Here is a 26,101-nt window from a genome sequence, read left to right on the forward strand (position 1 = left end):
TTCCGTGTCGATAAGGCGTCGGTTAGGTAAAACGGCCGCGAGTTTAGCACGCCCTGCCTACGGGCTAGGCTAAACTGCGCAACTACGCCGAGGAGCCGACATATGCAAAACCCGCAGAATCTGATTTGGATCGATCTGGAAATGACCGGTCTGAACCCTGACACCGACGTCATCATCGAGATGGCAACCATCGTCACTGACAGTAATCTCAATACCTTGGCTGAGGGCCCGGTCATCGCCATCCACCATAGCGACGAAATCCTCGCCGGCATGGATGAGTGGAATACCCGTCAACACGGCGGCTCCGGGCTGACTCAACGGGTTCGCGAAAGCAGCATCAGCATGGCCGAAGCCGAAGCACAGACCATCGCCTTTCTGGAGAAGTGGGTACCCAAGGGCAAGTCGCCGATCTGTGGCAACAGCATCTGTCAGGATCGCCGCTTCCTTTATACCCATATGAAAGCACTGGAAAGCTACTTCCATTACCGCAATCTTGATGTGTCGACCTTGAAAGAACTGGCCGCACGCTGGGCTCCTGATGTGCGCGACAGCTTCAAGAAGGGCAGCACCCACCTTGCGCTGGACGACATCCGCGAGTCGATCGCCGAGTTGCAGCATTACCGCAAGAACTTCATCAAGTTCTGATCGGTTTGGCGGTATCGGGTCTGACCTCTTCGCGGGCAAGCCTCGCTCCTACAAGCCAGGTGTCGGGCACGCCATTGCGGTTCGATGCCAATCTTGTAGGAGCGAGGCTTGCCCGCGATGAAGGCGACGCGGGCTATCCGAATGAATACGCTTGCGCCCTCTTTTGGTGCTCACGCCAACTGGTTAGACTGCGCGCCCTCCTGCTCGGATCGCCACCATGTTGCTGATGCTTTACCTGATTGCCATTACCACCGAAGCCATGACGGGAGCCTTGTCTGCCGGTCGTCGCGGCATGGATTGGTTCGGTGTGGTGCTGATCGCCTGCGTGACGGCGCTCGGTGGCGGTTCGGTGCGCGACGTACTGCTGGGTCATTACCCTCTGACCTGGGTCAAACACCCTGAATACCTGGTACTGACCTCGATCGCGGCGCTGGTGACGATCTTTATCGCGCAGTGGATGCGCCACCTGCGCTCACTGTTCCTGGTGCTTGACGCCGCAGGTTTGGTGGCTTTCACCCTGATCGGCTGCATGATCGCCCTGGAAATGGGCCACGGTATGCTGGTGGCCTCGGTCAGCGGGGTGATCACCGGGGTGTTCGGCGGCATTTTGCGGGACATCTTCTGCAACGACATTCCATTGATCTTCCGCCGCGAACTCTATGCCAGCGTCTCGTTCGCTGCTGCGTGGTGCTATCTGTTCTGCGTCTACCTGCAATTGCCGGCTGAGCAGGCGATTCTGATTACCTTGTTCGGCGGATTCTTGTTGCGCTTGTTGGCGATCCGCTTTCACTGGGAAATGCCGAAGTTCGTCTACAACGACGAGCACTGACGGTTGGCGTGCTGCTTGAGCGCCCACTCCACATGCTCGCGCACCAGTTCTGAGGGGTAATCGCGCCGCGCCTTCAACGCTTCCAGCACCGGAATGCTTGAGGGTGCATTTCCAAGCCCCACTGCCAGATTGCGCAGCCAGCGCTCATAACCGGCTCGCCGCAACGGTGAGCCTTCAGTGCTGCTGAGGAACTTGTCTTCATCCCACATAAACAACTCGGCCAACTGGGCATTGTCCAGATTGTGCCGGGGCTTGAAGTCGCCTTCTCCCGAAGGGCGGGCGAAGCGGTTCCACGGGCAGACGATCTGGCAGTCATCACAGCCAAACACCCGATTGCCGATCAATGGCCGCAAATCCTCGGGGATAGCGGTTTTCAGTTCGATGGTCAGGTAGGAGATGCAGCGTCGAGCGTCCAGTACATATGGGCCGACGAAGGCATTGGTCGGGCATATGTCCAGGCAAGCAGTGCAGCGACCACAGTGCTCAGTGGCGTGGGGTGGGTCTACTGGTAGCGGCAAGTCGACAAACAGCTCGCTGAGAAAGAAATAGCTGCCGGCCTTGCGGTTGAGCACCAGGGTGTTTTTACCGATCCAGCCGAGCCCCGCCTGTTCGGCGATGGCTTTTTCCAGCACCGGAGCGCTGTCGACGAAGGCGCGATAGCCGAACGGGCCGATGACCTTCTGGATACGCTCTGCCAACTGCTGCACGCGTTTGCGGATCAGCTTGTGGTAATCGCGACCCAAGGCATACCGCGAGACATAGGCTTTTTCCGGCTGAGCCAGGCGCTGAGCCATATGGGTATCACCCGGCAGGTAGTCCATGCGCAACGAAACCACCCGCAGCGTACCCGGCACCAACTCCTCGGGATGGGAGCGTTTGCTGCCATGGGCACCCATGTAGTCCATTTCGCCGTGATACCCGGCGTCGAGCCAGCGCTGCAGGTGCTGCTCATGCTCGGCCAGGTCCAGGCCGCTGATGCCAACTTGTTGAAAGCCCAACTCGCGACCCCAATCCTTGATTGATTGGGCGAGGGCGGGAAGGTCGACAGTAATAGCAGGCATGAGACGAGAGAAACCGGGGCTGAGGTGCGTATAATTCTGCCAGACATCGGAGCCCGAAGACGCATGCCGCAGACAAAACACGATTTACCCGACGTTCAGCACCTCGGGCCTGGCAACTTGCCGCAGCTTTCTGCGCGCTCGCCGAGCGCCCATAAAGGTCAGTTCGGCCATGTATTGTTGATCGGCGGCGACCGGGGTCTAGGCGGTGCCATCTTATTAAGTGCTGAAAGTGCCCTGCGCAGTGGCGCGGGCCTGGTTTCAGTGGCGACCCGCAGCGAGCACGTGCCGGCAGCCCTGGCGCGGCTACCGGAAGTCATGACGGTGGCTACACATTCTGCCAACCAACTGATGGGGCTGCTTGAGCGGGCATCGGTATTGGTGGTTGGCCCGGGGTTGGGGCAGGCTGCCTGGGGGCGGAGTCTGTTGTCGGCGGCGGCCAATGCGCCATTGCCGCAAGTCTGGGATGCCGATGCACTGAACCTGCTGGCCAAGGGTGGGCTGGAATTGCCAAGGGGCTGCGTGATAACTCCGCATCCGGGCGAAGCGGCGCGTCTGTTGGGGCTTTCGACAGCGGCCGTTCAGGCAGATCGTCTTACTGTTGCGCGCCAATTGAGCAAGAAATACTCGGCGGTGATCATTCTCAAAGGTGCCGGCAGTCTGATTGCCAGCCCGGACGGTCGCCTGGCGCTGTGTGATCGTGGCCATCCGGCAATGGCGACGGCTGGTCTGGGGGATGTGCTGGCCGGATTGGTCGGCGCGCTGCTGGCTCAGGGCATGGAGGCTTACGATGCAGCCTGTCTGGCGGTCTGGCTGCACGCCAGCGCTGGCGAGCGTCAAGGCAAATTGGGCCGGGGGCTGGCGGCCAGTGATTTGATTCCAGCCATTCGTCAGTTGCTGGAGGAGCAATCACCGTGTCTGAAGTAACGCTGTATCTGGCCGATGAAGAAGCCATGATCAAGTTGGGGGCGTGTATCGCTCAAGTCACCCAAGGACTTGGGGTGATCTTCCTGGACGGTGATCTGGGGGCGGGGAAAACCACCTTGTCGCGGGGCATCATCCGTGGCCTGGGGCATATGGGGGCGGTCAAGAGTCCGACCTTTACCCTGGTTGAACCCTATGAGATCGGCGAGGTTCGGGCTTTTCATTTCGACCTCTATCGACTGGTCGATCCGGAGGAGCTGGAATATCTCGGTATCCGTGATTACTTCGAAGGCGATGCACTGTGTCTGATCGAATGGCCCCAGCGTGGTGCAGGCTTTTTGCCAAAGCCCGACCTGACCATTACCATTAGCCCGCATAACAGCGGACGTTCGCTGAGTTTGTTGCCCCAAGGCTCGCGTGGCGAGTTGTGGTGTGCCGCTTTGGCATTGGAATTCAAATAAATGATGGGGTTAGGTATGCGCTTTCGCGCGTTGGTTGCTGTCGTAGGACTATTGCTTACGGCACTGGCCGTCGACGCTGTGGCTGCCACACAGGTCCGTAGCGTACGCCTGTGGCGCGCACCGGATAACACCCGACTGGTGTTTGACCTGTCCGGTCCGGTCCAGCACAGCGTTTTTACCCTGACGGCGCCAGATCGCCTGGTGATCGACATCAATGGCGCGACGCTTGGCGGCCCGCTGAATGTCTCCACCGCCAACACCCCGATAACCTCCATGCGCTCGGCCCAGCGTACGCCGACCGACCTGCGGGTGGTCATCGACCTGAAAAAAGCCGTCACGCCGAAAAGCTTCATCCTGGCGCCCAATGCGCAGTACGGCAACCGGCTGGTGGTCGATCTGTTCGACAACGCTGCTGATGCTGCACCGACCCCGCCGCCGACCAATGTTGCCACCGTGCCTGCGGTGCCAGTGACCCCGGTCGAGCCTTCCATCAAGCTTCCACCTGCGCCGGCCGGCAAGCGCGACATCATTGTGGTGATCGATGCCGGTCACGGTGGTGAGGACCCGGGTGCTTCCGGCTCCCGTGGTCAGAAGGAAAAAGACGTGGTGCTGGCGATCGCCAGGGAGTTGCAGCGTCAGGTCAGCGGCATGAAAGGCTTCCGTGCCGAGCTGACCCGTACCGGTGACTATTTCATTCCGTTGCGCGGACGTACCGAGATTGCCCGCAAGAAGGGCGCGGATCTGTTCGTTTCGATCCATGCCGATGCGGCGCCGTCAGCCGCCGCCTTCGGTGCTTCGGTGTTTGCCTTGTCCGAGCGCGGCGCCACCTCCGAGACCGCTCGTTGGCTGGCCGACAGTGAAAACCGCTCCGACCTGATCGGCGGTGCCGGTAATGTCAGTCTCGATGACAAGGACCGGATGTTGGCCGGTGTGTTGCTCGACCTGTCGATGACCGCCTCGTTGACCTCAAGCCTGAACGTCGGCCAGAAGGTCCTGAGCAACATTGGCCGGGTTACTCCGTTGCACAAGCAGCGCGTCGAGCAGGCCGGGTTCATGGTGCTCAAATCTCCGGATATCCCGTCGATCCTGGTAGAAACCGGATTTATTTCCAACGCCAACGAAGCCTCGAAACTGGCCGCGTCCAACCATCAGCAAGCGCTGGCCCGCTCTATCAGCAGCGGTGTTCGCCAGTTCTTCCAGCAGAATCCGCCACCTGGCACTTACATCGCCTGGCTGCGTGATTCTGGAAAAATTGCCCAAGGGCCACGTGATCACCGGGTGAGTCCGGGTGAAACGCTAGCGATGATTGCCGTGCGCTATCAGGTTTCGGCCGCCACCCTGCGCAGCGTCAACAATCTGCAGAGCGATGAACTGAAAGTCGGTCAGACCCTGACCATTCCGGGCACTGAACTGGCGGCCAAGGAATGAGTGAGATGCTGAGCAATCGCGCGCGTATTGAGCTGCTCAGCCCGCGGTTGGCGAACCAGATCGCCGCTGGCGAGGTCGTCGAGCGCCCGGCGTCAGTGATCAAGGAATTGCTGGAAAACAGCCTGGACTCCGGTGCCAAACGTATCGATGTCGATGTCGAGCAAGCCGGGGTCAAACTGTTGCGCGTGCGTGACGATGGCAGTGGCATCTCTTCGGATGACCTGCCGTTGGCCCTGGCGCGACATGCCACCAGCAAGATCCGCGACCTGGAGGATCTCGAGCGCGTGATGAGCCTGGGGTTCCGTGGTGAAGCGCTGGCGTCCATCAGTTCGGTAGCGCGCCTGACCCTGACCTCCCGTACCCGCGATGCCGACCAGGCCTGGCAAGTCGAGACCGAAGGTCGTGACATGGCGCCCCGCGTCCAGCCGGCGGCCCATCCAGTGGGTACTTCGGTGGAAGTGCGCGATCTGTTTTTCAACACCCCGGCGCGGCGTAAATTCCTCAAGGCCGAGAAAACCGAGTTCGATCACCTGCAAGAAGTGATCAAGCGTCTGGCGCTGGCGCGTTTCGACGTGGCGTTCCATTTGCGCCATAACGGCAAGAGCATCCTCAGTCTGCACGAAGCCCATGACGACGCGGCTCGCGCCCGGCGTGTGGCAGCGGTTTGCGGTGCCGGATTCCTCGAGCAGGCGCTGCCGATCGAGGTCGAACGCAACGGTCTGCGCCTGTGGGGTTGGGTCGGGTTGCCGACGTTCTCCCGAAGCCAGGCGGATTTGCAGTATTTCTACGTCAACGGCCGCGCCGTGCGCGACAAGCTTGTGGCCCATGCGGTGCGTCAGGCTTACCGGGATGTGCTGTTCAACGGTCGGCACCCGACCTTTGTGCTGTTTTTTGAAGTCGACCCGGCGGTAGTGGACGTCAACGTGCACCCGACCAAGCACGAAGTGCGTTTCCGTGACGGGCGCATGGTGCATGACTTCCTGTATGGCACCTTGCACCGCGCCTTGGGCGACGTGCGTCCGGAGGATCATCTGGCCGCCCCAGCCGCTGCCACCGGCATTGTCCGGCCAAGCGGAATCGAGGCCGGCGAGTTCGGACCGCAGGGCGAAATGAGTCTGGCTGCCAATCTGTTGCTGGAACAACCCCGGCCTCAACCGACATTCAATGCGCCGGGCTCAGGCGCCGGGGCGGGTTATCAATACCAATACACGCCGAGGCCTCAATCGGCGTTGCCGGCCGCCGAAGCCCAGAGCGCTTATCGCGAGTTTTTTGCGCCCTTGCCGGAAAACGCGGCAGTGTCGCTGCCGGACGGCCAGGGTGATATCCCGCCTTTGGGGTATGCGCTGGCGCAGCTTAAAGGCATCTATATCCTCTCGGAAAACGCCCAGGGCCTGGTGCTGGTGGACATGCACGCGGCCCATGAGCGGATCATGTACGAGCGGCTGAAAGTCGCGATGGCCAGCGAAGGCCTGAGTGGCCAGCCATTGCTGGTGCCTGAGTCGATTGCGGTCAGCCAGCGCGAAGCCGATTGCGCTGAAGAACATGGCAACTGGTTCCAGCGTCTGGGCTTCGAATTACAGCGTCTGGGCCCGGAAACCCTGGCAATCCGGCAAATCCCGGCACTGCTCAAGCAGGCCGAAGCCAACCGTCTGGTTCATGACGTCCTGGCAGACCTGATGGAATACGGCACCAGTGACCGGATTCAGGCGCATCTCAATGAATTGCTCGGGACCATGGCCTGCCACGGCGCGATTCGCGCCAATCGACGCCTGGCCTTGCCGGAAATGAACGGTCTGCTGCGCGACATGGAAAACACCGAACGCAGCGGTCAATGTAACCATGGCCGACCGACCTGGACCCAATTGGGTCTGGACGATCTGGACAAACTGTTCTTGCGCGGTCGTTGATGAGCCAGCTCCCTCCAGCCATATTTCTGATGGGCCCGACTGCTGCGGGCAAGACCGATCTGGCCATCGAGTTGACCAAAGTATTGCCCTGCGAGTTGATCAGCGTCGATTCGGCGCTGGTCTACCGCGGCATGGATATCGGCACCGCCAAGCCTTCGAAAGAGCTGTTGGCCGAGTTTCCCCATCGGTTGATCGATATTCTCGACCCGGCGCAGAGCTATTCAGCGGCTGATTTCCGTACCGACGCCCTGGCCGCGATGGCGGACATCACCGCACGCGGCAACATTCCGCTGTTGGTGGGCGGGACAATGCTCTATTACAAGGCTTTGCTCGAAGGTCTGGCGGATATGCCGGCGGCCGATCCGCACGTGCGCGCAGAAATCGAGGAGGAGGCTGCACGCCTTGGCTGGCAAGCCCTGCACGACCAACTGGCGGTGATCGACCCGGAATCTGCGGCGAGAATCCATCCCAATGATCCGCAACGACTGAGTCGGGCGCTGGAGGTTTATCGAGTCAGCGGCCTGAGCATGACGGCCCATCGGCAGCGACAATCTGCGCAAAGTACTGAAGCAGCCGCTTCGGGACGCGGACAATTGCCCTATACTGTCGCAAACTTGGCCATCGCTCCGGCGAACCGTCAGGTACTGCACGAGCGTATTGCACAAAGATTTACACAAATGTTGGAACAGGGATTCATTGACGAGGTCGTAGCTCTGCGTTCAAGAAGTGACCTGCATGCCGGGTTGCCGTCTATACGTGCTGTAGGCTATCGACAAGTCTGGGATCACCTGGATGGCAAGCTGACGTCAGCCGAGATGCAGGAGCGCGGCATCATTGCCACGCGCCAATTGGCGAAGCGCCAGTTCACCTGGCTACGCAGCTGGGCTGACCTGCATTGGCTGGACAGTCTGGATTGCGACAATCTGCCACGCGCCTTGAAATACTTGGGAACGGTCTCCATATTGAGCTGAGTCCTTGCAATTGCCGTCTATCCTTTGGGGGAGTGGCGGCCAAAAGCCATCTGTTTTCTAATTTTTTTATTATTGATCCTTAAAGGAGTGCGGCACATGTCAAAAGGGCATTCGCTACAAGACCCTTACTTGAATACTTTACGTAAAGAGAAAGTTGGGGTTTCCATTTATCTGGTCAACGGGATCAAACTGCAAGGTCAGATCGAGTCCTTCGACCAGTTCGTGATTTTGCTGAAAAATACCGTCAGCCAGATGGTTTACAAACACGCTATCTCGACAGTGGTTCCGGTTCGTCCAATTCGCTTGCCTAGCGCAACCGAAACCGAACAGGGTGACGCTGAGCCAGGTAACGCCTGATAGGAGTCTCCTTTGTTCTTTGAGCGCCACGGTGGTGGTGAGCGGGCAATTCTCGTTCACTTGGATGGTCAGGACCCTGAGGCGCGCGAAGATCCGCAGGAGTTTCAGGAGTTGGCAATATCGGCCGGCGCCGAGACCGTCGCGTTTTTTAACGTGCCGCGTAATCGGCCAACCGCCAAATACCTGATTGGCAGCGGCAAGGTCGAAGAGTTACGCGACCTGGTCAAAGCCGAACAGGTAGATCTGGTGATTTTCAATCACATCCTCACACCCAGTCAGGAACGTAACCTCGAACGTGTTTTCGAGTGTCGCGTGATTGACCGCACGGGTCTGATTCTCGATATCTTCGCCCAACGCGCACGCACCCATGAAGGCAAGCTCCAGGTAGAACTGGCCCAGCTTGATTACATGAGTACGCGGCTGGTTCGTGGCTGGACTCACCTTGAACGGCAGAAAGGCGGTATCGGTCTGCGTGGCCCGGGTGAAACCCAGCTCGAGACAGACCGGCGTCTTCTGCGGATTCGCCTGCGGCAGATCAAGGGGCGTCTGGAAAAGGTTCGCAGCCAGCGTGAGCAATCGCGTCGTGGCCGCAAGCGTGCTGACATTCCGACGGTTTCACTGGTGGGTTATACCAACGCCGGCAAATCGACGCTGTTCAACTCGGTGACCGACTCCGACGTCTTCGCGGCCAACCAGCTATTCGCCACTCTCGACCCGACCCTGCGCCGCCTCGAGCTCGAAGACCTCGGTCCCATCGTGCTGGCCGATACCGTGGGTTTTATCCGCCATTTGCCGCATAAACTGGTCGAGGCGTTTCGAGCTACGCTGGAGGAGTCGAGCAACTCCGACCTGTTGTTGCACGTGATCGACGCCCATGAGCCCGAGCGTATGGCTCAGATTGAGCAGGTCATGGTGGTGCTCGGCGAGATCGGTGCTCAAGACTTGCCGATCCTGGAGGTCTATAACAAACTCGATTTGCTTGAGGGTGTGGAGCCGCAGATCCAGCGCGATGCAGACGGCAAGCCGCAGCGGGTCTGGTTGTCGGCCCGGGACGGTCAGGGACTGGATCTGCTCAAGCAGGCTGTCGCAGAATTGCTCGGCAACGATTTGTTCGTCGGCACCTTGCGCTTGCCCCAGCGTTTTGCTCGACTGCGTGCTCAGTTCTTCGCTTTAGGCGCAGTACAGAAAGAAGAACACGATGAAGAAGGCATCAGTTTACTGGCTGTTCGCTTGCCACGGGTCGAGTTGAATCGACTGGTGAGTCGCGAAGGAATGCAACCGCTGGAGTTCATCGAGCAACACACTTTGCAATAAAAGCCTGAAAAAGCGGTTGTGCCGCTGTAGCAGGCATTCTGTAGCATTGGTCGGCGCGCCGCGGGCGCGTCTTTGCTTTATCAGATGGAGAGCGCTATGGCTTGGAATGAGCCGGGTGGCAACTCGAATAATCAGGATCCTTGGGGTGGTAAGCGCCGAAATAATGGCGACCGCAAGGGGCCGCCAGATCTCGACGAGGCCTTCCGTAAGCTACAGGAAAGCCTGAATGGGTTGTTCGGTGGTAGCAAGAAACGTGGTGACGATGGCGGTGGTTCAAGCAAGGGCGGAGGTTACGGCTTGCTTGGTATCGGCCTTGTCGTGCTGGCGGCCATCTGGCTGTACAGCGCGGTTTATGTCGTAGACGAGCAGGAGCAGGCCGTGGTGCTGCGCTTCGGCAAGTACTATGAAACCGTCGGCCCGGGTCTGAACATTTACTTCCCGCCGATCGATCGCAAGTACATGGAAAACGTCACGCGTGAGCGTGCCTATACCAAGCAGGGTCAAATGCTGACTGAAGACGAAAACATCGTCGAAGTGCCGCTGACCGTGCAGTACAAGATCAGCAACCTGCAGGACTTCGTGCTGAACGTCGATCAGCCGGAAATCAGCCTGCAACACGCGACCGAGAGTGCCCTGCGCCATGTGGTGGGTTCCACCGCGATGGACCAGGTGCTGACCGAGGGGCGTGAGTTGATGGCCAGCGAAATCAAGGAGCGTCTGCAACGCTTCCTCGATACCTATCGCACCGGTATCACCGTCACTCAGGTCAACGTTCAGAGCGCTGCCGCTCCCCGTGAAGTCCAGGAAGCCTTCGATGACGTGATCCGCGCTCGTGAAGATGAGCAGCGTTCGCGCAACCAGGCTGAGACCTACGCCAACGGCGTGGTGCCGGAAGCTCGTGGCCAGGCCCAGCGGATCCTCGAGGATGCCAATGGTTACCGCGACGAGACCGTCTCTCGCGCCAAGGGTGAGGCCGATCGCTTCACCAAACTGGTGGCCGAGTACCGCAAGGCCCCTGAGGTCACCCGTCAGCGTCTGTACCTGGACACCATGCAGGAAGTCTTCAGCAACACCAGCAAGGTGCTTGTGACCGGTAACAAGAACGGGCAGAGCAACCTGCTTTATCTGCCGCTGGACAAGATGATCGAAAGCGGTCGTAGCGGCACTGCACCGGCAGTGGGCGCGGCAGCAGTTGGCAACAGCGATGTGAGCCCGCGCAGCGCAGCGGATTCGCAGCAACAGCAAACGCGTACCAGGGAGAGTCGCTGATGAGCAATAAATCGCTGATCGCCCTTATTGTCGGCGTCATCGTGGCTATCGCTGCCTGGAACTGCTTCTACATCGTGGCTCAGACAGAGCGTGCGGTGCTGCTGCAGTTCGGTCGCGTGGTTCAGACTGATGTTCAGCCGGGCCTGCATGTGAAAGTGCCTTACGTCAACCAGGTGCGCAAGTTCGATGCGCGCTTGATGACGCTTGATGCACCGACGCAGCGCTTCCTGACGCTGGAAAAGAAAGCCGTCATGGTCGATGCCTACGCCAAGTGGCGCGTGAAAGATGCCGAGCGCTTCTACACCGCGACATCCGGCCTCAAGCAGATTGCTGATGAGCGACTCTCGCGTCGTCTGGAATCGGGCCTGCGTGACCAGTTCGGTAAACGCACCCTGCATGAAGTGGTTTCCGGTGAGCGCGATGCGCTGATGGCGGACATCACTGCTTCGCTCAATAAAATGGCGGAAAAAGAGCTGGGCATCGAAGTTATCGATGTTCGGGTCAAGGCCATCGATCTGCCGAAGGAAGTGAACCGCAGCGTGTTCGAGCGTATGAGCACCGAGCGTGAGCGTGAAGCTCGCGAGCATCGCGCCAAAGGTAACGAGCTGGCAGAAGGCATTCGTGCCGACGCCGATCGTCAGCGTCGCGTGTTGCTGGCCGAGGCTTATCGTGAGTCGGAAGAGGCTCGCGGTGATGGCGATGCCCAGGCCGCTTCGATTTACGCCAAGGCCTATGGTCAGGATCAGGAGTTCTACGCGTTCTACCGTAGCCTGCGTGCCTACCGTGAAAGCTTCACGAACAAATCCGACGTCATGGTTCTGGACCCAAACAGCGACTTCTTCCGTTTTCTGGAAAAAGCCAAGCCTTGATGGGGCGCCCCGCCGAGCGGCTAATGCGCTTGGCGGGGTGATCCTTTGGGAAAACGAGTGTATGATGCGGCAGCCGGGAAATTCCCGGCTTTTTTGCGTCTGCACGTTTGATTGGCTGAAGTTCGCTTGAGAACTTGGCAAGATTTTTCGAGGAAAGTGCTGTGTAGCCTGGGTTTCAGGCTGTTGTCCGACTGGGTTTGCGTCGGATGCAATACTTTCTGCTTTACTCAAGGCTCGCCCAGAAGCGTGCCGCCCGGATCATAGGGGAATGGCGTAATGGCAACGGTAGACCGCTGGCTGCTGCCAGATGGCATCGAAGAAGTACTTCCGCCGGAAGCGGCGCGTATTGAAGTAGCGCGTCGTCAGGTGTTGGATCTGTTCCAGAGCTGGGGCTATGAGTTCGTCGTCACCCCGCACATCGAATATCTGGAATCTTTGCTGACTGGAGCAGGCCAGGATCTCGATCTGCGGACCTTCAAGGTGATCGACCCGCAGTCGGGCCGGCAGATGGGCTTTCGCGCCGACATCACCCCGCAAGTGGCGCGTATCGACGCGCATACCTTGCGTCGCGAAGGTCCGAGCCGCCTATGCTATGCCGGTAGTGTTCTGCATGCGCAGCCGCGTGCCTTGTCGTCCTCGCGCAGCCCGATTCAACTGGGCGCCGAGTTGTACGGCGATGCGAGTCCAAGCAGCGACGTTGAAGTCATCAGCTTGATGCTGGCGATGCTGCAACTGGCCGATGTGCCGGATGTGCACATGGATCTTGGCCATGTGGGTATCTATCGTGGTCTGGCCCGTGCCGCCGGTTTGTCCGGTGAAGTGGAGCAACAGTTGTTCGACGCTTTGCAGCGCAAGGCGATCGATGAGGTCATTACCTTGACCGAAGGCCTGCCTGCCGATCTGTCGGGCATGCTGCGGGCGTTGGTCGATTTGTGTGGCGGCCGTGAAGTGTTGGCGGCTGCCCGTGAGCGTCTGGCCAATGCGCCGGCTCCTGTTCTGGCTGCGCTGGATGACTTGCTGGCGATTGCCGAGCGTTTGTCCGCGCGCTTCCCGGAGTTGCCGCTTTACTTCGACCTGGGTGAGTTGCGCGGTTATCACTACCACACCGGTGTGGTGTTCGCAGTATTCGTACCGGGTGTTGGCCAGTCCATCGCTCAGGGCGGTCGTTATGACGATATTGGCGCCGACTTCGGTCGTGCCCGTCCGGCGACTGGCTTCTCTACCGATTTGAAAACCCTGGTGACCCTGGGGCGTGCTGAAGTCGAGCTACCGTCTGGCGGTATCTGGATGCCTGACAGTACGGACGCGGCACTCTGGCAGCAGGTTTGCCAGTTGCGCAGTGAGGGTCAGCGTGTCGTTCAGGCGTTGCCTGGGCAACCTTTGGCCGCCGCCCGTGAAGCGGACTGCGACCGGCAATTGATTCTGCAGAACGGGCTTTGGCAAGTATTGCCGCTGGCCTCTTGAGTTTTCCTGCCGGCCGCTGCCGGCACCAAGTTTGCGCGAATGAGGACAAGTGTTATGGGTAAGAATGTCGTAGTCCTGGGCACCCAATGGGGTGATGAGGGCAAAGGCAAGATCGTTGATCTGCTGACCGAACATGCTGCCGCCGTAGTGCGCTATCAGGGTGGCCACAACGCCGGTCACACGCTGGTGATCGACGGCGAGAAAACCGTCTTGCACCTGATCCCCTCGGGCGTACTGCGCGAAGGTGTGCAATGCCTGATCGGTAACGGCGTGGTGGTTGCACCTGACGCCTTGCTGCGTGAAATCATCAAGCTGGAAGAGAAAGGTGTACCGGTGCGCGAGCGCCTGCGTATCAGCCCGTCCTGCCCGCTGATCCTGTCCTACCACGTGGCGCTGGACCAGGCCCGTGAAAAAGCCCGTGGCGAGCTCAAGATCGGTACTACCGGTCGCGGCATCGGCCCGGCTTATGAAGACAAGGTTGCACGTCGCGGCCTGCGTATCGGTGACCTGTTCCATCGCGAGCGTTTCGCCGCGAAGCTGGGTGAGTTGCTGGATTACCACAACTTCGTACTGGTCAATTACTACAAAGAGCCGGCGATCGACTTCCAGAAGACACTCGACGAGTGCATGGAATACGCCGAGCTGCTCAAGCCGATGATGCTGGACGTGACGGCCGAGCTGCACGACCTGCGTCGCGCCGGCAAGGACATCATGTTCGAAGGTGCCCAGGGCTCGCTGCTGGACATCGACCATGGTACCTACCCGTACGTCACCAGTTCCAACACCACGGCCGGCGGCATCGCTACCGGTTCGGGTTTTGGTCCGATGTACCTGGATTACATTCTGGGCATCACCAAGGCTTACACCACTCGCGTGGGTTCGGGTCCATTCCCGACCGAGCTGTTCGATGACGTTGGTGCGTTCCTGGCCAAGCGTGGCCACGAGTTCGGCGCTACCACCGGCCGTGCTCGTCGTTGCGGCTGGTTCGATGCCGTGATCCTGCGTCGCGCCATCGACGTAAACAGCATCTCCGGCCTGTGCCTGACCAAGCTCGACGTGCTCGACGGTCTTGAGACCATCAATATCTGCGTGGGCTACAAGAACCAGGATGGTGCAGTGATCGACGCACCGACCGACGCCGACAGCTACATCGGCCTGGAGCCGGTGTACGAACAAATGCCGGGCTGGACCGAGTCGACCCTGGGTGCCAAGACCCTGGAAGAGCTGCCAGCGGCTGCTCGTGCTTACATCAAGCGCGTCGAAGAGTTGGTTGGCGCGCCGATCGACATTATTTCGACGGGGCCGGACCGCAATGAGACCATCGTTCTGCGTCATCCGTTCGCTTAATAAGTCGTTGATGTAAAACGCAAAGGACCCTTTATAGGGTCCTTTGTCGTTTCTGTCTGTTGGACGGCACGACCTTTGCTGTGATTATCCTTTCCAGGGTGCCATCAATTTAATGGCGTCAACGTAGAGGGATTTCCTGTGTCGGCCGTTCTCTCACTGTTACAAAGCCGTTTACTGCGGCCTGTGTTCGTTACCCTTGGTATCGCCCTTTTGGTGCAGGTGCTGGTGGCTGTTGCTCTGACTCGGAGTACGGTGACCGCATTGGAAGCTGATCTCGGTACCCGACTGGGTGTCGATAGCCAGAAACTGTCTGGCGAGCTCGAGCAGGCGGGGCGTGAAGTCACGTCGAGCCTCGACAGTCTTTCCACCAGTACCCGTCAGCGCCTGACCGCGGGTCTGTCCTCGCGACTGAAGGATGAGCAGTCGCAACTGCGTGCTGCACTGGAAAAGGATCTGAAGGACTCGGCCAATGATATGGCCCAGCTTCTTGCCTCTGTGGCTCCGCGCGCGATGTGGGACAACGATGTCCCGACCCTTTCCGAATTCGCCCGACGTGCCCAGCGCAATCCCAACGTGCTGTTCGTGGTGTATGACGACGCCACCGGCCAGCACCTGACTCGCTATATGAATCGGGAAAACCCGATCAACAAGGCCCTTCTGGAGAAAGGCCAGGGCGAGCGGGCGATGGATAAAGTGCTGGATGCGGCGAAGCACGATTCTTCGGTCTACTACCTCGAAGCCTCGATCAGTCCCAATGGCGTGGAAATCGGCAAGGTATTGATGGGGGTCTCCACGGCTTCGGTAGAGACTGATCTGGCGGCTTTGGATAAACGCTTCTCGGCCTTGATTGCCAGCAGTGATCAATTGGTTGGCGATAGTCTCAAGGGCGCAGCGGCTGATAGCGCAACCGCTATGCGTGGGCGCTTGCAGTCGGCGCAAACCACCGCCTCGCAGATGAAGGACAACACCACCAGCACCGTGCAGGAGGCTGCAGCAACGTTGCGCTGGCGGATCGGCATGGGCCTGGCATTGGTCGGGTTTGGTGTCTTGCTGTTGCTGGCGGTGGTGCTGGGACGTCGGGTGGTCAACCGGTTGCATCTATTGATCGCGGCGCTGAATGATTTGGCAGCCGGTGAGGGTGATTTGACCAAGCGCGTCCAGCTCAACAGCAAGGACGAGATCGGCGACATGGCTGCGGCGGTCAACCGCTTTGTGGATAAGTTGCAGCCGATTGTCCGCGAGGCGGGCGATGTAGCGCAGCGCACGGGTGTCGAGATTGGCGCCATGACCCTGCGCAATGCCGGTGCCGATGCGGCAGCAACGGCGCAGCGGGACGAAGTCGCGGAGAGCCTGCGTGCGTTGTCGCAAATGGCTGATGAGGCCCAGGCCGAAAGTCATGCCATGCAGGCGGCTTTGAAGCAGGTGGTGGATATCCGTCAGGCGACCGACGAGAACACCCGTACATCGGCGCAGGTCGGAAGCTTGATCGAGGCATTGGCCGGGCAGGTGGATACCGGCGCCAAAGTGATCGAGCGACTGGCGCAACAAAGCGAGCAGATTGAAGTGGTGCTGACGGTGATTCACGGAATTGCCGAACAGACCAACCTGCTGGCGCTGAACGCGGCCATTGAAGCGGCGCGCGCCGGCGAAACCGGGCGCGGTTTTGCGGTGGTGGCCGATGAGGTGCGGGCGCTGGCGAGTAAGACTCAAAGCTCAACCGGCGACATCCAGGCGCATATTGGTGCCTTGCAGCAGGGGGCGCGCGAAGCGGTAGCGGCGATTGGTCAGGCGGGTCGTCAGGCCAGCGAAGGCTTGCTGGTGTTGCGTGACAGTGCGCGCTTGCAGCAGTCGGTGCAGTCCTCGGTTGAGCAGGTCCATGCGGCGATTGGTTTGGCTACCCAGGCGGCGGCTCATCAGGCGAAAGGTGCGCACGCGGTACGTGGGCGGGTCGAAACCATCCATGCCCAGGCAGAGCGCGCGGCTCAGGCGGTGGTGGAGACAACCGCCAGCGGCAAGGTGCTGGACGGTCTGGCGGCGCAACTGAAGGCGAGTCTGGGGCAGTTCAGGGCATAGATGTTGCCTGTTCCATCGCCATCACGCCCTGAGCCTTTCCGTCAACATGGCTTTGCTGTGTCCGGCTCGCTGATCAAAGGCGAGCCGTGCCGAAGCAAGGCCTGTAGATAAACGTTTTCGTCGTACACGGTGCTGGTTTTCCAGCACCGATAAACGATCCTGATCCACTTGAACGCCAGTGCCCTGAGGGCCGCTTGGTAAGAGCTGCCTTTGGCCCTTTGTTGGCGATGATACGCCTCTGCCCACACCGATTGATTGATGCTGTGGGCAGCCCATTCAACAAACGTCTGGCGCAAAAAAGTTGCGCATTGATAGCGCCAGTGGACGACTTTTTTCTTGCCGCTGCGTTCGGTGACCGGGGCGATCCCGGCATATCGCTGCGCCGCACTGGCATCCTTGCCGCGAACCCGCAATTCCAGCCACAACAGCACAAGACAAAGCGCGAGCAATACCGCAGACAGCATCGGCAGCAGGCTCAGCACCACTAACAGCAGCACTGGTAACAGCAGCCAGATTGATGGTCGTTTGCGCCGTGGCACAGAACCCCCGCGGTTTGCGGAGGCGGCAAGCGATGCGCTCATCAGTTCAGGCCAACGTCACGTTCCAGATCCAGCGCTTGTTCGGCGTTGCCGAGGTCGGCCGGGGTGACGTTTGGTGGTTGCAGCTGGTTGAAGGGTTTCAGGCCGCGGTCCGACTCCATGCCCTTGCGCAGCGGGTATTCTGCTGAAGTCTGGGAGATGACGCGCTGGCCTTCTTTGCCTGCCATGAACGCAAGGAATAGCTGGGCTTCTTTCGGGTGTTTGCTGGACTTGAGCACTGCTGCGCTGGAGACGGTGATCAGCCTGCCGACATCGCCGCCAGTGAAGTAGTGCAGCTTGGAGTCGAGCTGGCCTTTTTCTCTCTGCAGGGCGAACCAGTAGTAGTTGTTGACCAGGACGCTGGCGACTTCGCCATTCTCCACAGCTTTCAAGGCCACCATGTTGTTGCTGTAGACCTTACCGAAGGCGCGCAGGCTGCGCAGATTCGAAAGCCAGAAACGCAAAAACCCGCTTTCGCGGGTTTTTGTGAAGCTTCAAAGCGATGCTCTGAAGTTTGAATTGGTGCCCAGAAGAAGACTCGAACTTCCACGACCTTGCGGTCACCAGCACCTGAAGCTGGCGTGTCTACCAATTTCACCATCTGGGCAGTATCAGCAGCGTTGTACGCCGTTGATGGAGCGCACTATACGTAGAGCGTTTTGATCTGTAAACCCCTGTTTTGGTTTTAATAAATCAAACGCCTGAAATGCAAAAACCCGCTTTCGCGGGTTTTTGTGGGAGCCTGAAGATTGATGTAATCTCCAGCTCTAAATTGGTGCCCAGAAGAAGACTCGAACTTCCACGACCTTGCGGTCACCAGCACCTGAAGCTGGCGTGTCTACCAATTTTTTCACCATCTGGGCAGTATCGACAACGTCTGTCGTCGTCGATGGCGCGCACTATACGGACCACGGTTTTAACTGTAAACCCCTGTTATTAAAAATACTTGGAAAATTTCGCGAGCGGCACTCAGGTGAGCTTTCTATGCTTGGCAAAGAGCTTTTCAAGTGCTGTCGGAGCCTGAAATTTCCCGTTTCAATACGTGTATGCCAAACTAACCCGCATATAGACAAGGTGAAAACTCTCTAATGGCCGATTGGCAGTCCCTCGATCCCGAGGCCGCTCGTGAAGCGGAAAAATATGAAAACCCTATTCCTAGCCGCGAATTGATCCTTCAGCATCTTGCTGATCGAGGTTCGCCGGCTAACCGCGAGCAGTTGGTCGAAGAGTTTGGTCTGACCACAGAAGACCAGCTCGAAGCCCTGCGTCGCCGCCTGCGCGCCATGGAGCGCGATGCTCAGCTGATTTATACCCGCCGGGGCACTTACGCACCGGTGGACAAGCTCGACCTGATCCTCGGTCGCATCAGCGGTCACCGAGACGGTTTTGGCTTCCTGGTCCCGGACGACGGCAGTGACGATCTGTTCATGAGCCCGGCACAAATGCGTCTGGTGTTCGACGGTGACCGTGCGCTGGCCCGGGTTTCCGGCCTGGACCGTCGTGGTCGCCGTGAAGGCATGATCGTCGAAGTGGTTTCCCGTGCCCACGAAAGTATCGTTGGCCGGTACTTCGAAGAAGGCGGCATCGGCTTCGTCGTTGCCGACAACCCGAAGATTCAGCAAGAAGTGCTGGTCACGCCGGGCCGCAATGCCGGCGCCAAAGTCGGTCAGTTCGTCGAAGTGAAGGTCACTCACTGGCCAACGCCACGCTTCCAGCCGCAAGGTGACGTGATCGAGGTAGTGGGCAACTACATGGCGCCAGGCATGGAAATCGACGTCGCGCTGCGTACTTATGACATTCCTCACGTCTGGCCTGAAGCGGTGCTCAAAGAGGCCGCCAAGCTCAAGCCGCAAGTCGAAGAGAAAGACAAAGAGAAGCGCATCGATCTGCGCCATCTGCCGTTCGTCACCATCGACGGCGAAGATGCGCGCGACTTCGATGATGCGGTCTATTGCGAAACCAAGCCTGGCAAGCTGCGCCTGTTCTCCGGTGGCTGGAAGTTGTACGTGGCCATCGCCGACGTTTCCAGCTATGTGAAGATCGGTTCGGCGCTGGATGCCGAGTCGCAGGTACGCGGCAACTCGGTGTACTTCCCCGAGCGCGTTGTACCGATGCTGCCGGAGCAGTTGTCCAACGGCCTGTGCTCGCTGAACCCGAAAGTCGACCGTCTGGCCATGGTGTGCGAGATGACCATCTCGAAAACCGGCGAAATGACCGATTACCAGTTCTACGAAGCGGTGATCCACTCCCAGGCTCGTCTGACCTACAACAAGGTCAGCACGATCCTCGAACAGCCGAAAACCAGCGAAGCCAAACAGCTGCGTAGCGAATACGCGGATGTCGTGCCGCACCTCAAGCAGTTGTATGCGCTGTACAAAGTGTTGCTCGGCGCACGGCATGTCCGTGGAGCGATCGACTTTGAAACCCAGGAGACCCGAATCATCTTCGGCTCCGGGCGTAAAATCGCTGAAATCACTCCGACCACTCGTAACGATGCGCACAAGCTGATCGAGGAGTGCATGCTGGCGGCCAACGTGGCCACCGCCGAGTTCCTGAAGAAGCACGAAATTCCTGCGCTGTACCGGGTTCACGATGGTCCGCCGCCGGAGCGTCTGGAAAAGCTTCGCGCGTTTCTGGGTGAGCTTGGCCTGTCGCTGCATAAAGGCAAAGACGGTCCGTCGCCGAAGGATTACCAGGCGTTGCTCGCCGGTATCAAGGATCGTCCGGATTTCCATCTGATCCAGACCGTCATGCTGCGTTCGTTGAGCCAGGCGGTTTATAGCGCCGATAACCAGGGGCACTTCGGCCTGAATTACGAAGCTTATACCCACTTCACTTCGCCGATTCGTCGTTACCCGGACTTGCTCACGCACCGGGCGATTCGCAGTGTCATCCATTCCAAGCAGAACACCCCGCACGTCAAACGTGCCGGGGCGATGACCATTCCGAAAGCGCGCATCTATCCGTACGACGAAGCGGCGCTGGAGCAACTCGGCGAGCAATGCTCCATGAGCGAGCGCCGTGCCGACGAAGCCACTCGTGACGTTGTGAACTGGCTCAAGTGCGAGTTCATGAAAGATCGCGTTGGTGAGTCGTTCCCGGGTGTGATTACTGCCGTGACAGGTTTTGGTCTGTTCGTTGAGCTGACCGATATTTATGTCGAGGGTCTGGTTCACGTCACCGCCTTGCCGGGTGACTACTACCACTTCGATCCTGTGCACCATCGCCTGGCCGGTGAGCGTACCGGTCGCAGCTTCCGCTTGGGCGATACCGTCGAAGTGCGGGTCATGCGGGTTGATCTGGACGAGCGCAAAATCGACTTCGAGATGGCCGAAAAAACCATCAGCGCGCCGATCGGTCGCAAGAAACGTACAGCGGGTGTTGATGTGCCTGCGGCGAAACCTGTTCCTGAGCCGGCAGCGGCCAAGACCGGGCGGCGTACCGCGGCGGACAAGAAATCCAGCGAAGCTTACCGTCCAAGCGATGCTGCGGCGAAAAACGCCGAGTTGCGCAAAAGTCGTGAAATGAAGCAGGCGTTGCTGAACGAAGCGAAAAGCGGCGGTAAAGCGGCGTCTGAGGGAAAGTCCGGAAGGTCGGGATCAACCAGCTCGACGGGCAAGCCAGCCAAACCGAGTAAACACCGTAAAGGCCCGCCGAAAGCGGGCTCGGCTCCAGCCAAAAGCGGCGGGGCGCGTAAACCTAAGGCCAAGTCATGAGTCAGTTGGAAAAAATCTACGGCGTACATGCCGTAGAAGCGTTGCTGCGTCATCACCCTAAACGCGTCAAGCAGATCTGGTTGGCCGAAGGCCGCAGCGATCCGCGCGTTCAGACGCTGATCGAGCTGGCCAATGAAAACCGCGTTGCGGTCGGTCAGGCCGAGCGTCGTGAGCTGGACGCCTGGGTTGAAGGCGTGCACCAGGGCGTGGTGGCGGACGTCAGTCCAAGCCAGGTCTGGGGCGAGGCAATGCTCGACGAGCTGCTCGACCGTACCGAAGGTGCGCCGCTGCTGCTGGTGCTCGATGGCGTAACCGATCCGCACAACCTCGGTGCTTGCCTGCGTTCTGCTGATGCGGCCGGTGCGTTGGCGGTGATCGTTCCGAAGGACAAGTCAGCCACCCTGACCCCGACTGTACGAAAAGTCGCCTGTGGCGCCGCGGAAGTGATTCCGTTGGTGGCGGTGACCAACCTGGCGCGTACTCTGGAGAAACTCCAGCAGCGCGGCCTGTGGGTCGTCGGTACCGCGGGTGAGGCCGAGCAGGACCTGTATCAGCAAGACCTGACGGGGCCGACCATCCTCATCATGGGGGCGGAAGGCAAGGGCATGCGGCGCCTGACCCGTGAACATTGCGACTACCTGGTGCGCCTGCCAATGGCCGGCAGCGTCAGCAGTCTCAACGTTTCCGTGGCCACCGGCGTTTGCCTGTTCGAGGCTCAGCGCCAGCGCAGCGTCAAAGCCGCAGCGGCCGCCAAAAAGTCCTGATCCTGCTGTAGTTTCATTGATTGATCGTTCCCACGCTCCGCGTGGGAATGCATCCCGTGACGCTCCGCGTCACTCTCAAGCGGACGCGGAGCGTCCATCGCGGCGTTACCACGCAGAGCGTAGGAACGATCATGTCGCGATGATTGTTCAAATAATCACCAATTGCCTTGCGCCTCTTACGCCCCTTCTCTACAATTGCGCCCCTTGCTGTGACGGCAGGCACACATGTGTCGACCTCTGGCAAGACACACAAGTGTCATTCACTCCTTGTCTGACCGCTTTTGAGCGGCAGGCTACAACCCGTAAGGAGCATTCATGCGTCATTACGAAATCATCTTTTTGGTCCACCCGGATCAAAGCGAGCAAGTCGGCGGCATGGTTGAGCGTTACACCAAGCTGATCGAAGAAGACGGCGGCAAAATCCACCGTCTGGAAGATTGGGGCCGTCGTCAACTGGCCTACGCAATCAACAATGTTCACAAGGCTCACTACGTGATGCTGAACGTTGAGTGCACTGGCAAGGCCCTGGCCGAGCTGGAAGACAACTTCCGCTACAACGATGCAGTGATCCGTAACCTGGTCATCCGTCGCGAAGAAGCCGTTACCGGCCAATCCGAGATGCTCAAGGCTGAAGAAAACCGCAGTGAGCGCCGTGAGCGTCGCGACCGTCCTGAGCACTCCGACAGCGCCGATGGCGTTGATGGTGATGACAGCGACAACAGCGATAACGCTGACGAGTAATCCACGGACCTTTTGAGGAGCCAATTACATGGCACGTTTCTTCCGTCGTCGTAAATTCTGCCGCTTCACCGCTGAAGACGTGAAAGAGATCGATTACAAAGATCTCAACACTCTGAAAGCTTATGTATCCGAGACCGGCAAAATCGTTCCAAGCCGCATCACCGGTACCAAAGCTCGTTATCAGCGTCAGCTGGCCACCGCTATCAAGCGCGCCCGCTTCCTGGCCCTGCTGGCCTACACCGACAGCCACGGCCGCTGAGACCGGGCAGTCGACACGTAGTAAGGGATTGAATGCATGCGCGCCTTAGCTGAGTTCATCATGCGCGGTCGCATGCAGGCCACTCTGGTAGTGGCTGGATGTGCAGCATTGCCGTTGTTGTATTGGTTGGGTGCTGCCGCGGGAAGTCTTGTGCTCCTGCGGCGCGGAGTCAGGGATGCCATTGGCGTCCTTGCTCTTGGACTGCTGCCAGCGTTGATCTGGTGGCTATATTCTGATGATCCACGCGCACTTATGGTGTTGCTCGGGTCGTCGGGCCTTGCGTTGGTTTTGCGCGCAAGCGAGTCCTGGAACCGTGTGCTGCTGGTCAGCATAGCGATGGGACTGGTGTTTTCAGTGGTGTTGGGTGCGGCATTCCGCCCTCAGATCGAAAGCCTGGCGCAGGAGTTGGTAAAAATCCTGCCGCTGGCGCTTGGAGATCTCTACCAGAAGTTTTCGGTAGAAGAGCGAGCGCGTCTGGCGTCACTGATTGCACCGGTCCTGACCGGCCTGATAGCAGCCTTGTTGCAAATCGTCAGTGTGCTGAGCCTGATTGTCGGGCGCTACTGGCAGGCGTTGTTGTACAACCCCGGTGGTTTTGGTCGCGAATTTCGCGCCATCCGTATCCCGCTGGGGCCGGCGATGTTGCTGCTGGCGTGCATGCTACTGGGGCCGAACTTCGGTAACCAGATGGCCATGTTGACGCCGTTGTGCAGCGTACCGCTGGTGTTCGCCGGGCTGGCCCTGATTCATGGGCTGGTGACTAAAAAGCGACTGGCCAGGTTTTGGCTGGTGGGGTTGTACGTAACGCTGTTGCTGTTTATGCAGCTGATCTATCCGTTGCTCGTGGTGTTGGCCATTGTCGACAGCCTGATTGATTTTCGCGGTCGTTTGGCGCCGAAAGACGCCGATAGCGCGAACGGTGAAGGTTAAAAGTTAAGAGGATTTCCACATGCAACTGATCCTTCTGGAAAAAGTCGCCAACCTGGGCAACCTGGGCGACAAAGTGAACGTTAAGGCTGGTTACGGCCGTAACTACCTGCTGCCTTACGGCAAAGCTACCGCTGCGACCGCTGCCAACCTGGCTGCGTTCGAAGAGCGTCGTGCCGAGCTGGAAAAACTGGCTGCAGACAAGAAAGCTTCGGCTGAAAGCCGCGCTGCCCAACTGGCTGAGCTGGAAGTGACCATCACTGCCACCGCCGGTGACGAAGGCAAGCTGTTCGGTTCGATCGGCACCCACGACATCGCTGATGCACTGACCGCCTCTGGCGTTGAAGTTGCAAAAAGCGAAGTTCGTCTGCCGAACGGCACCATCCGCAACGTAGGCGAATTCGACGTAGCCGTGCACCTGCACGCTGAAGTTGAAGCCACCGTACGCGTTGTCGTGGTAGCAGCTTAAGCAGCACTTGATCGGCTGGTACCCTTGGGTGCTTGCCGGTAACATCGGGCACGATCCTGTTTACAGGTCGTGCCCTTTGTCTTTCTGCTGATCCTGATTGTCTCTGGTTATAAAACCTTTCCTGATTCCAAGTGGCCATGAACGATATCTCCGCTCCTGAGCAATACGATCTGCAAACCGCAGCCCTGAAGGTGCCGCCGCATTCCATCGAGGCCGAACAGGCTGTGCTCGGTGGTCTGATGCTGGACAACAACGCCTGGGAACGCGTGCTCGATCAAGTCTCCGACGGCGATTTCTATCGACATGACCACCGCCTGATCTTCCGGGCAATTGCCAAACTGGCGGATCAGAACTCACCAATCGACGTGGTGACCCTGTCCGAACAGCTGGACAAGGAAGGTCAAAGCTCCCAGGTCGGCGGCCTCGGCTACTTGGGCGAGTTGGCGAAGAACACGCCGTCGGTCGCTAACATCAAGGCCTATGCGCAGATCGTCCGGCAGCGGGCCACCTTGCGTCAGCTGATCGCCATCAGCACCGAAATCGCCGACAGCGCCTTCAACCCGGAAGGGCGTACCGCCGAAGAGATTCTTGACGAGGCCGAACGGCAGATCTTCCAGATCGCCGAAGCGCGGCCGAAAACCGGCGGCCCGGTCAGCGTCAACGACCTGTTGACCAAGGCCATCGATCGTATCGATACGCTGTTCAATACCGACAACGCCATCACTGGCCTGTCCACCGGTTATACCGATCTCGACGGGATGACCAGCGGCCTGCAGCCGGCCGACCTGATCATCGTCGCCGGCCGTCCATCCATGGGTAAGACCACCTTTGCCATGAACCTGGTGGAAAACGCCGTACTGCGCAGCGAGAAGGCTGTATTGGTCTACTCGCTGGAGATGCCAGGCGAATCGCTGATCATGCGTATGCTTTCGTCCCTGGGTCGGATTGACCAGACCAAGGTCCGTGCCGGTCGCCTGGAAGACGATGACTGGCCGCGCCTGACCTCGGCAGTCAACCTGCTCAACGATCGCAAGTTGTTCATCGATGACACCGCCGGCATCAGCCCCTCGGAGATGCGTGCGCGTACTCGGCGACTGGTGCGTGAGCATGGCGAGGTTGGCTTGATCATGATCGACTACCTGCAATTGATGCAGATTCCAGGCTCCGGCGGTGACAACCGGACCAACGAGATTTCCGAGATTTCCCGCTCGTTGAAAGCGTTGGCCAAGGAATTCAACTGCCCGGTAGTTGCGCTGTCTCAGCTCAACCGTTCCCTGGAGCAGCGACCGAACAAGCGCCCGATCAACTCCGACTTGCGGGAATCCGGAGCGATCGAGCAGGATGCCGACGTCATCATGTTCGTCTACCGGGACGAGGTGTATCACCCGGAAACCGAGCACAAAGGCATTGCTGAAATCATCATCGGCAAACAGCGTAACGGCCCGATTGGTACCACTCGCCTGGCGTTCATCGGCAAATACACCCGTTTCGAAAACCTCGCGCCAGGCAGTTACAATTTCGAAGACGAATAACCCTGTGGCGAGGGGGTTGCCCCAATGCCCTGTAGGAGCGAGCTTGCTCGCGATGGACTCAAGGGCGGCGTGTTTATTTAGAAAACACGCGTTATCGTTAACGTCCATCGCGAGCAAGCTCGCTCCTACACACAAATGCCCGTGAAGTAGTTGCCACCAATTTCCGACCATAGCCGTCGGAATTGGTCAAAATTTGTGC

22 protein-coding genes, 2 tRNA genes and 3 pseudogenes are annotated in these 26,101 nt (G+C 59.0%); 21 read left to right on the top strand and 6 right to left on the bottom strand.

What is annotated here, in order from left to right; genetic code table 11:
- Positions 1-102: 102 nt before the first annotated feature.
- Together orn and AC07O1_RS01735 are read left to right on the top strand one after the other, a co-directional pair.
- Positions 103-645: an oligoribonuclease gene (gene orn / locus AC07O1_RS01730; protein WP_495011232.1), complete on the top strand. Its 543-nt coding sequence runs from the start codon at positions 103-105 to the stop codon at positions 643-645.
- 217 nt (positions 646-862) lie between these two features.
- Positions 863-1,474 carry a trimeric intracellular cation channel family protein gene (locus AC07O1_RS01735; RefSeq protein WP_494993430.1) on the top strand — a complete coding sequence of 204 codons (612 nt, stop codon included), beginning with the start codon at positions 863-865 and terminating at the stop codon, positions 1,472-1,474.
- Here the strand turns inward: AC07O1_RS01735 and queG are convergent.
- Positions 1,456-2,535 (bottom strand): tRNA epoxyqueuosine(34) reductase QueG, encoded by a 1,080-nt coding sequence (gene queG, locus AC07O1_RS01740; protein ID WP_495087744.1) that lies wholly within the window; start codon positions 2,533-2,535, stop codon positions 1,456-1,458. The genes AC07O1_RS01735 and queG overlap by 19 nt on opposite strands.
- 63 nt (positions 2,536-2,598) lie before the next feature.
- Between queG and AC07O1_RS01745 the strand changes: the two genes are divergently transcribed.
- The 12 genes from AC07O1_RS01745 to AC07O1_RS01800 all read left to right on the top strand — a co-directional run bounded on the left by AC07O1_RS01745 (position 2,599) and on the right by AC07O1_RS01800 (position 16,916).
- The gene (locus AC07O1_RS01745) at positions 2,599-3,459 is read left to right on the top strand and encodes an NAD(P)H-hydrate dehydratase (RefSeq protein ID WP_495087745.1); all 861 of its coding nucleotides are present in this window, start codon (positions 2,599-2,601) and stop codon (positions 3,457-3,459) included.
- Positions 3,447-3,917, top strand: a complete 471-nt coding sequence (tsaE, locus tag AC07O1_RS01750) for a tRNA (adenosine(37)-N6)-threonylcarbamoyltransferase complex ATPase subunit type 1 TsaE (RefSeq protein WP_495087746.1) — start codon at positions 3,447-3,449, stop codon at positions 3,915-3,917. The genes AC07O1_RS01745 and tsaE overlap by 13 nt, the downstream gene beginning before the upstream one ends.
- The gene (locus AC07O1_RS01755) at positions 3,918-5,345 is read left to right on the top strand and encodes an N-acetylmuramoyl-L-alanine amidase (protein ID WP_494993434.1); all 1,428 of its coding nucleotides are present in this window, start codon (positions 3,918-3,920) and stop codon (positions 5,343-5,345) included.
- Between the two features lie 8 nt (positions 5,346-5,353).
- Positions 5,354-7,252: a DNA mismatch repair endonuclease MutL gene (gene mutL, locus AC07O1_RS01760; protein ID WP_495087885.1), complete on the top strand. Its 1,899-nt coding sequence runs from the start codon at positions 5,354-5,356 to the stop codon at positions 7,250-7,252.
- Positions 7,252-8,223 (top strand): tRNA (adenosine(37)-N6)-dimethylallyltransferase MiaA, encoded by a 972-nt coding sequence (gene miaA, locus AC07O1_RS01765; RefSeq protein WP_495087747.1) that lies wholly within the window; start codon positions 7,252-7,254, stop codon positions 8,221-8,223. The genes mutL and miaA overlap by 1 nt, the downstream gene beginning before the upstream one ends.
- Before the next feature lie 96 nt (positions 8,224-8,319).
- Positions 8,320-8,580: an RNA chaperone Hfq gene (gene hfq / locus AC07O1_RS01770; RefSeq protein WP_419117040.1), complete on the top strand. Its 261-nt coding sequence runs from the start codon at positions 8,320-8,322 to the stop codon at positions 8,578-8,580.
- 12 nt (positions 8,581-8,592) lie between these two features.
- Positions 8,593-9,894: a ribosome rescue GTPase HflX gene (hflX, locus tag AC07O1_RS01775; RefSeq protein ID WP_495087748.1), complete on the top strand. Its 1,302-nt coding sequence runs from the start codon at positions 8,593-8,595 to the stop codon at positions 9,892-9,894.
- A 96-nt stretch (positions 9,895-9,990) separates the two neighbouring features.
- Positions 9,991-11,163 carry an FtsH protease activity modulator HflK gene (gene hflK / locus AC07O1_RS01780; RefSeq protein ID WP_495087749.1) on the top strand — a complete coding sequence of 391 codons (1,173 nt, stop codon included), beginning with the start codon at positions 9,991-9,993 and terminating at the stop codon, positions 11,161-11,163.
- On the top strand, positions 11,163-12,032 hold the full coding sequence (gene hflC, locus AC07O1_RS01785) for a protease modulator HflC (RefSeq protein WP_494993438.1): 870 nt from the start codon (positions 11,163-11,165) through the stop codon (positions 12,030-12,032). The genes hflK and hflC overlap by 1 nt, the downstream gene beginning before the upstream one ends.
- A 276-nt stretch (positions 12,033-12,308) precedes the next feature.
- Positions 12,309-13,496: an ATP phosphoribosyltransferase regulatory subunit gene (locus AC07O1_RS01790; RefSeq protein ID WP_494993439.1), complete on the top strand. Its 1,188-nt coding sequence runs from the start codon at positions 12,309-12,311 to the stop codon at positions 13,494-13,496.
- Positions 13,497-13,550: 54 nt separating this feature from the next.
- Positions 13,551-14,843 (top strand): adenylosuccinate synthase, encoded by a 1,293-nt coding sequence (locus tag AC07O1_RS01795; protein ID WP_494993440.1) that lies wholly within the window; start codon positions 13,551-13,553, stop codon positions 14,841-14,843.
- Between the two features lie 138 nt (positions 14,844-14,981).
- Positions 14,982-16,916 (top strand): methyl-accepting chemotaxis protein, encoded by a 1,935-nt coding sequence (locus AC07O1_RS01800; RefSeq protein WP_494993441.1) that lies wholly within the window; start codon positions 14,982-14,984, stop codon positions 16,914-16,916.
- A gap of 41 nt (positions 16,917-16,957) precedes the next feature.
- Here the strand turns inward: AC07O1_RS01800 and AC07O1_RS01805 are convergent.
- The 5 genes and pseudogenes from AC07O1_RS01805 to AC07O1_RS01825 form a co-directional block, all read right to left on the bottom strand.
- Positions 16,958-17,332, bottom strand: a pseudogene (locus AC07O1_RS01805) (transposase); the annotation flags it as partial.
- 3 nt (positions 17,333-17,335) lie between these two features.
- Positions 17,336-17,497: pseudogene (locus AC07O1_RS01810) on the bottom strand (iron ABC transporter permease); the annotation flags it as partial.
- Positions 17,497-17,937: pseudogene (locus AC07O1_RS01815) on the bottom strand (extracellular solute-binding protein); the annotation flags it as partial. The pseudogenes AC07O1_RS01810 and AC07O1_RS01815, both read right to left, overlap by 1 nt.
- Before the next feature lie 77 nt (positions 17,938-18,014).
- Positions 18,015-18,101: transfer RNA gene (locus tag AC07O1_RS01820), tRNA-Leu, on the bottom strand.
- Positions 18,102-18,267: 166 nt separating this feature from the next.
- Positions 18,268-18,357: transfer RNA gene (locus AC07O1_RS01825), tRNA-Leu, on the bottom strand.
- A gap of 225 nt (positions 18,358-18,582) precedes the next feature.
- Between AC07O1_RS01825 and rnr the strand changes: the two genes are divergently transcribed.
- From rnr to dnaB, 7 genes are all read left to right on the top strand, one after another.
- Positions 18,583-21,210, top strand: a complete 2,628-nt coding sequence (rnr, locus tag AC07O1_RS01830) for a ribonuclease R (protein ID WP_495011236.1) — start codon at positions 18,583-18,585, stop codon at positions 21,208-21,210.
- Complete coding sequence (gene rlmB / locus AC07O1_RS01835; protein ID WP_494993444.1) at positions 21,207-21,974, top strand: 23S rRNA (guanosine(2251)-2'-O)-methyltransferase RlmB; 768 nt, start codon at positions 21,207-21,209, stop codon at positions 21,972-21,974. Before rnr ends, rlmB begins: the two co-directional genes overlap by 4 nt.
- 315 nt (positions 21,975-22,289) lie before the next feature.
- Positions 22,290-22,715 carry a 30S ribosomal protein S6 gene (gene rpsF / locus AC07O1_RS01840; protein WP_150743927.1) on the top strand — a complete coding sequence of 142 codons (426 nt, stop codon included), beginning with the start codon at positions 22,290-22,292 and terminating at the stop codon, positions 22,713-22,715.
- A gap of 28 nt (positions 22,716-22,743) precedes the next feature.
- Positions 22,744-22,974 carry a 30S ribosomal protein S18 gene (rpsR, locus tag AC07O1_RS01845; protein WP_002551829.1) on the top strand — a complete coding sequence of 77 codons (231 nt, stop codon included), beginning with the start codon at positions 22,744-22,746 and terminating at the stop codon, positions 22,972-22,974.
- 36 nt (positions 22,975-23,010) lie between these two features.
- Positions 23,011-23,904 carry a hypothetical protein gene (locus AC07O1_RS01850; protein ID WP_495087750.1) on the top strand — a complete coding sequence of 298 codons (894 nt, stop codon included), beginning with the start codon at positions 23,011-23,013 and terminating at the stop codon, positions 23,902-23,904.
- 19 nt (positions 23,905-23,923) lie between these two features.
- Positions 23,924-24,370 carry a 50S ribosomal protein L9 gene (rplI, locus tag AC07O1_RS01855; protein WP_095169562.1) on the top strand — a complete coding sequence of 149 codons (447 nt, stop codon included), beginning with the start codon at positions 23,924-23,926 and terminating at the stop codon, positions 24,368-24,370.
- Positions 24,371-24,507: 137 nt separating this feature from the next.
- The gene (dnaB, locus tag AC07O1_RS01860; protein ID WP_495087751.1) at positions 24,508-25,902 is read left to right on the top strand and encodes a replicative DNA helicase; all 1,395 of its coding nucleotides are present in this window, start codon (positions 24,508-24,510) and stop codon (positions 25,900-25,902) included.
- Positions 25,903-26,101 lie beyond the last annotated feature (199 nt).

The sequence above is a fragment of the Pseudomonas sp. GW821-FHT07G10 genome, from assembly GCF_059418545.1.

What these genes read in the sequence shown, in the direction of transcription:
- miaA (WP_495087747.1), top strand. Translation starts at nt 7,252, where the DNA reads ATGAGCCAGCTCCCTCCAGCCATATTTCTGATGGGCCCGACTGCTGCG.
- hflC (WP_494993438.1), top strand. Translation starts at nt 11,163, where the DNA reads ATGAGCAATAAATCGCTGATCGCCCTTATTGTCGGCGTCATCGTGGCT.
- hflK (WP_495087749.1), top strand. Translation starts at nt 9,991, where the DNA reads ATGGCTTGGAATGAGCCGGGTGGCAACTCGAATAATCAGGATCCTTGG.
- AC07O1_RS01735 (WP_494993430.1), top strand. Translation starts at nt 863, where the DNA reads ATGTTGCTGATGCTTTACCTGATTGCCATTACCACCGAAGCCATGACG.
- AC07O1_RS01790 (WP_494993439.1), top strand. Translation starts at nt 12,309, where the DNA reads ATGGCAACGGTAGACCGCTGGCTGCTGCCAGATGGCATCGAAGAAGTA.
- rpsR (WP_002551829.1), top strand. Translation starts at nt 22,744, where the DNA reads ATGGCACGTTTCTTCCGTCGTCGTAAATTCTGCCGCTTCACCGCTGAA.
- AC07O1_RS01795 (WP_494993440.1), top strand. Translation starts at nt 13,551, where the DNA reads ATGGGTAAGAATGTCGTAGTCCTGGGCACCCAATGGGGTGATGAGGGC.
- rnr (WP_495011236.1), top strand. Translation starts at nt 18,583, where the DNA reads ATGGCCGATTGGCAGTCCCTCGATCCCGAGGCCGCTCGTGAAGCGGAA.
- dnaB (WP_495087751.1), top strand. Translation starts at nt 24,508, where the DNA reads ATGAACGATATCTCCGCTCCTGAGCAATACGATCTGCAAACCGCAGCC.
- rpsF (WP_150743927.1), top strand. Translation starts at nt 22,290, where the DNA reads ATGCGTCATTACGAAATCATCTTTTTGGTCCACCCGGATCAAAGCGAG.
- hfq (WP_419117040.1), top strand. Translation starts at nt 8,320, where the DNA reads ATGTCAAAAGGGCATTCGCTACAAGACCCTTACTTGAATACTTTACGT.
- rplI (WP_095169562.1), top strand. Translation starts at nt 23,924, where the DNA reads ATGCAACTGATCCTTCTGGAAAAAGTCGCCAACCTGGGCAACCTGGGC.
- AC07O1_RS01755 (WP_494993434.1), top strand. Translation starts at nt 3,918, where the DNA reads ATGATGGGGTTAGGTATGCGCTTTCGCGCGTTGGTTGCTGTCGTAGGA.
- rlmB (WP_494993444.1), top strand. Translation starts at nt 21,207, where the DNA reads ATGAGTCAGTTGGAAAAAATCTACGGCGTACATGCCGTAGAAGCGTTG.
- queG (WP_495087744.1), bottom strand. Translation starts at nt 2,535, where the DNA reads ATGCCTGCTATTACTGTCGACCTTCCCGCCCTCGCCCAATCAATCAAG.
- AC07O1_RS01850 (WP_495087750.1), top strand. Translation starts at nt 23,011, where the DNA reads ATGCGCGCCTTAGCTGAGTTCATCATGCGCGGTCGCATGCAGGCCACT.
- orn (WP_495011232.1), top strand. Translation starts at nt 103, where the DNA reads ATGCAAAACCCGCAGAATCTGATTTGGATCGATCTGGAAATGACCGGT.
- AC07O1_RS01745 (WP_495087745.1), top strand. Translation starts at nt 2,599, where the DNA reads ATGCCGCAGACAAAACACGATTTACCCGACGTTCAGCACCTCGGGCCT.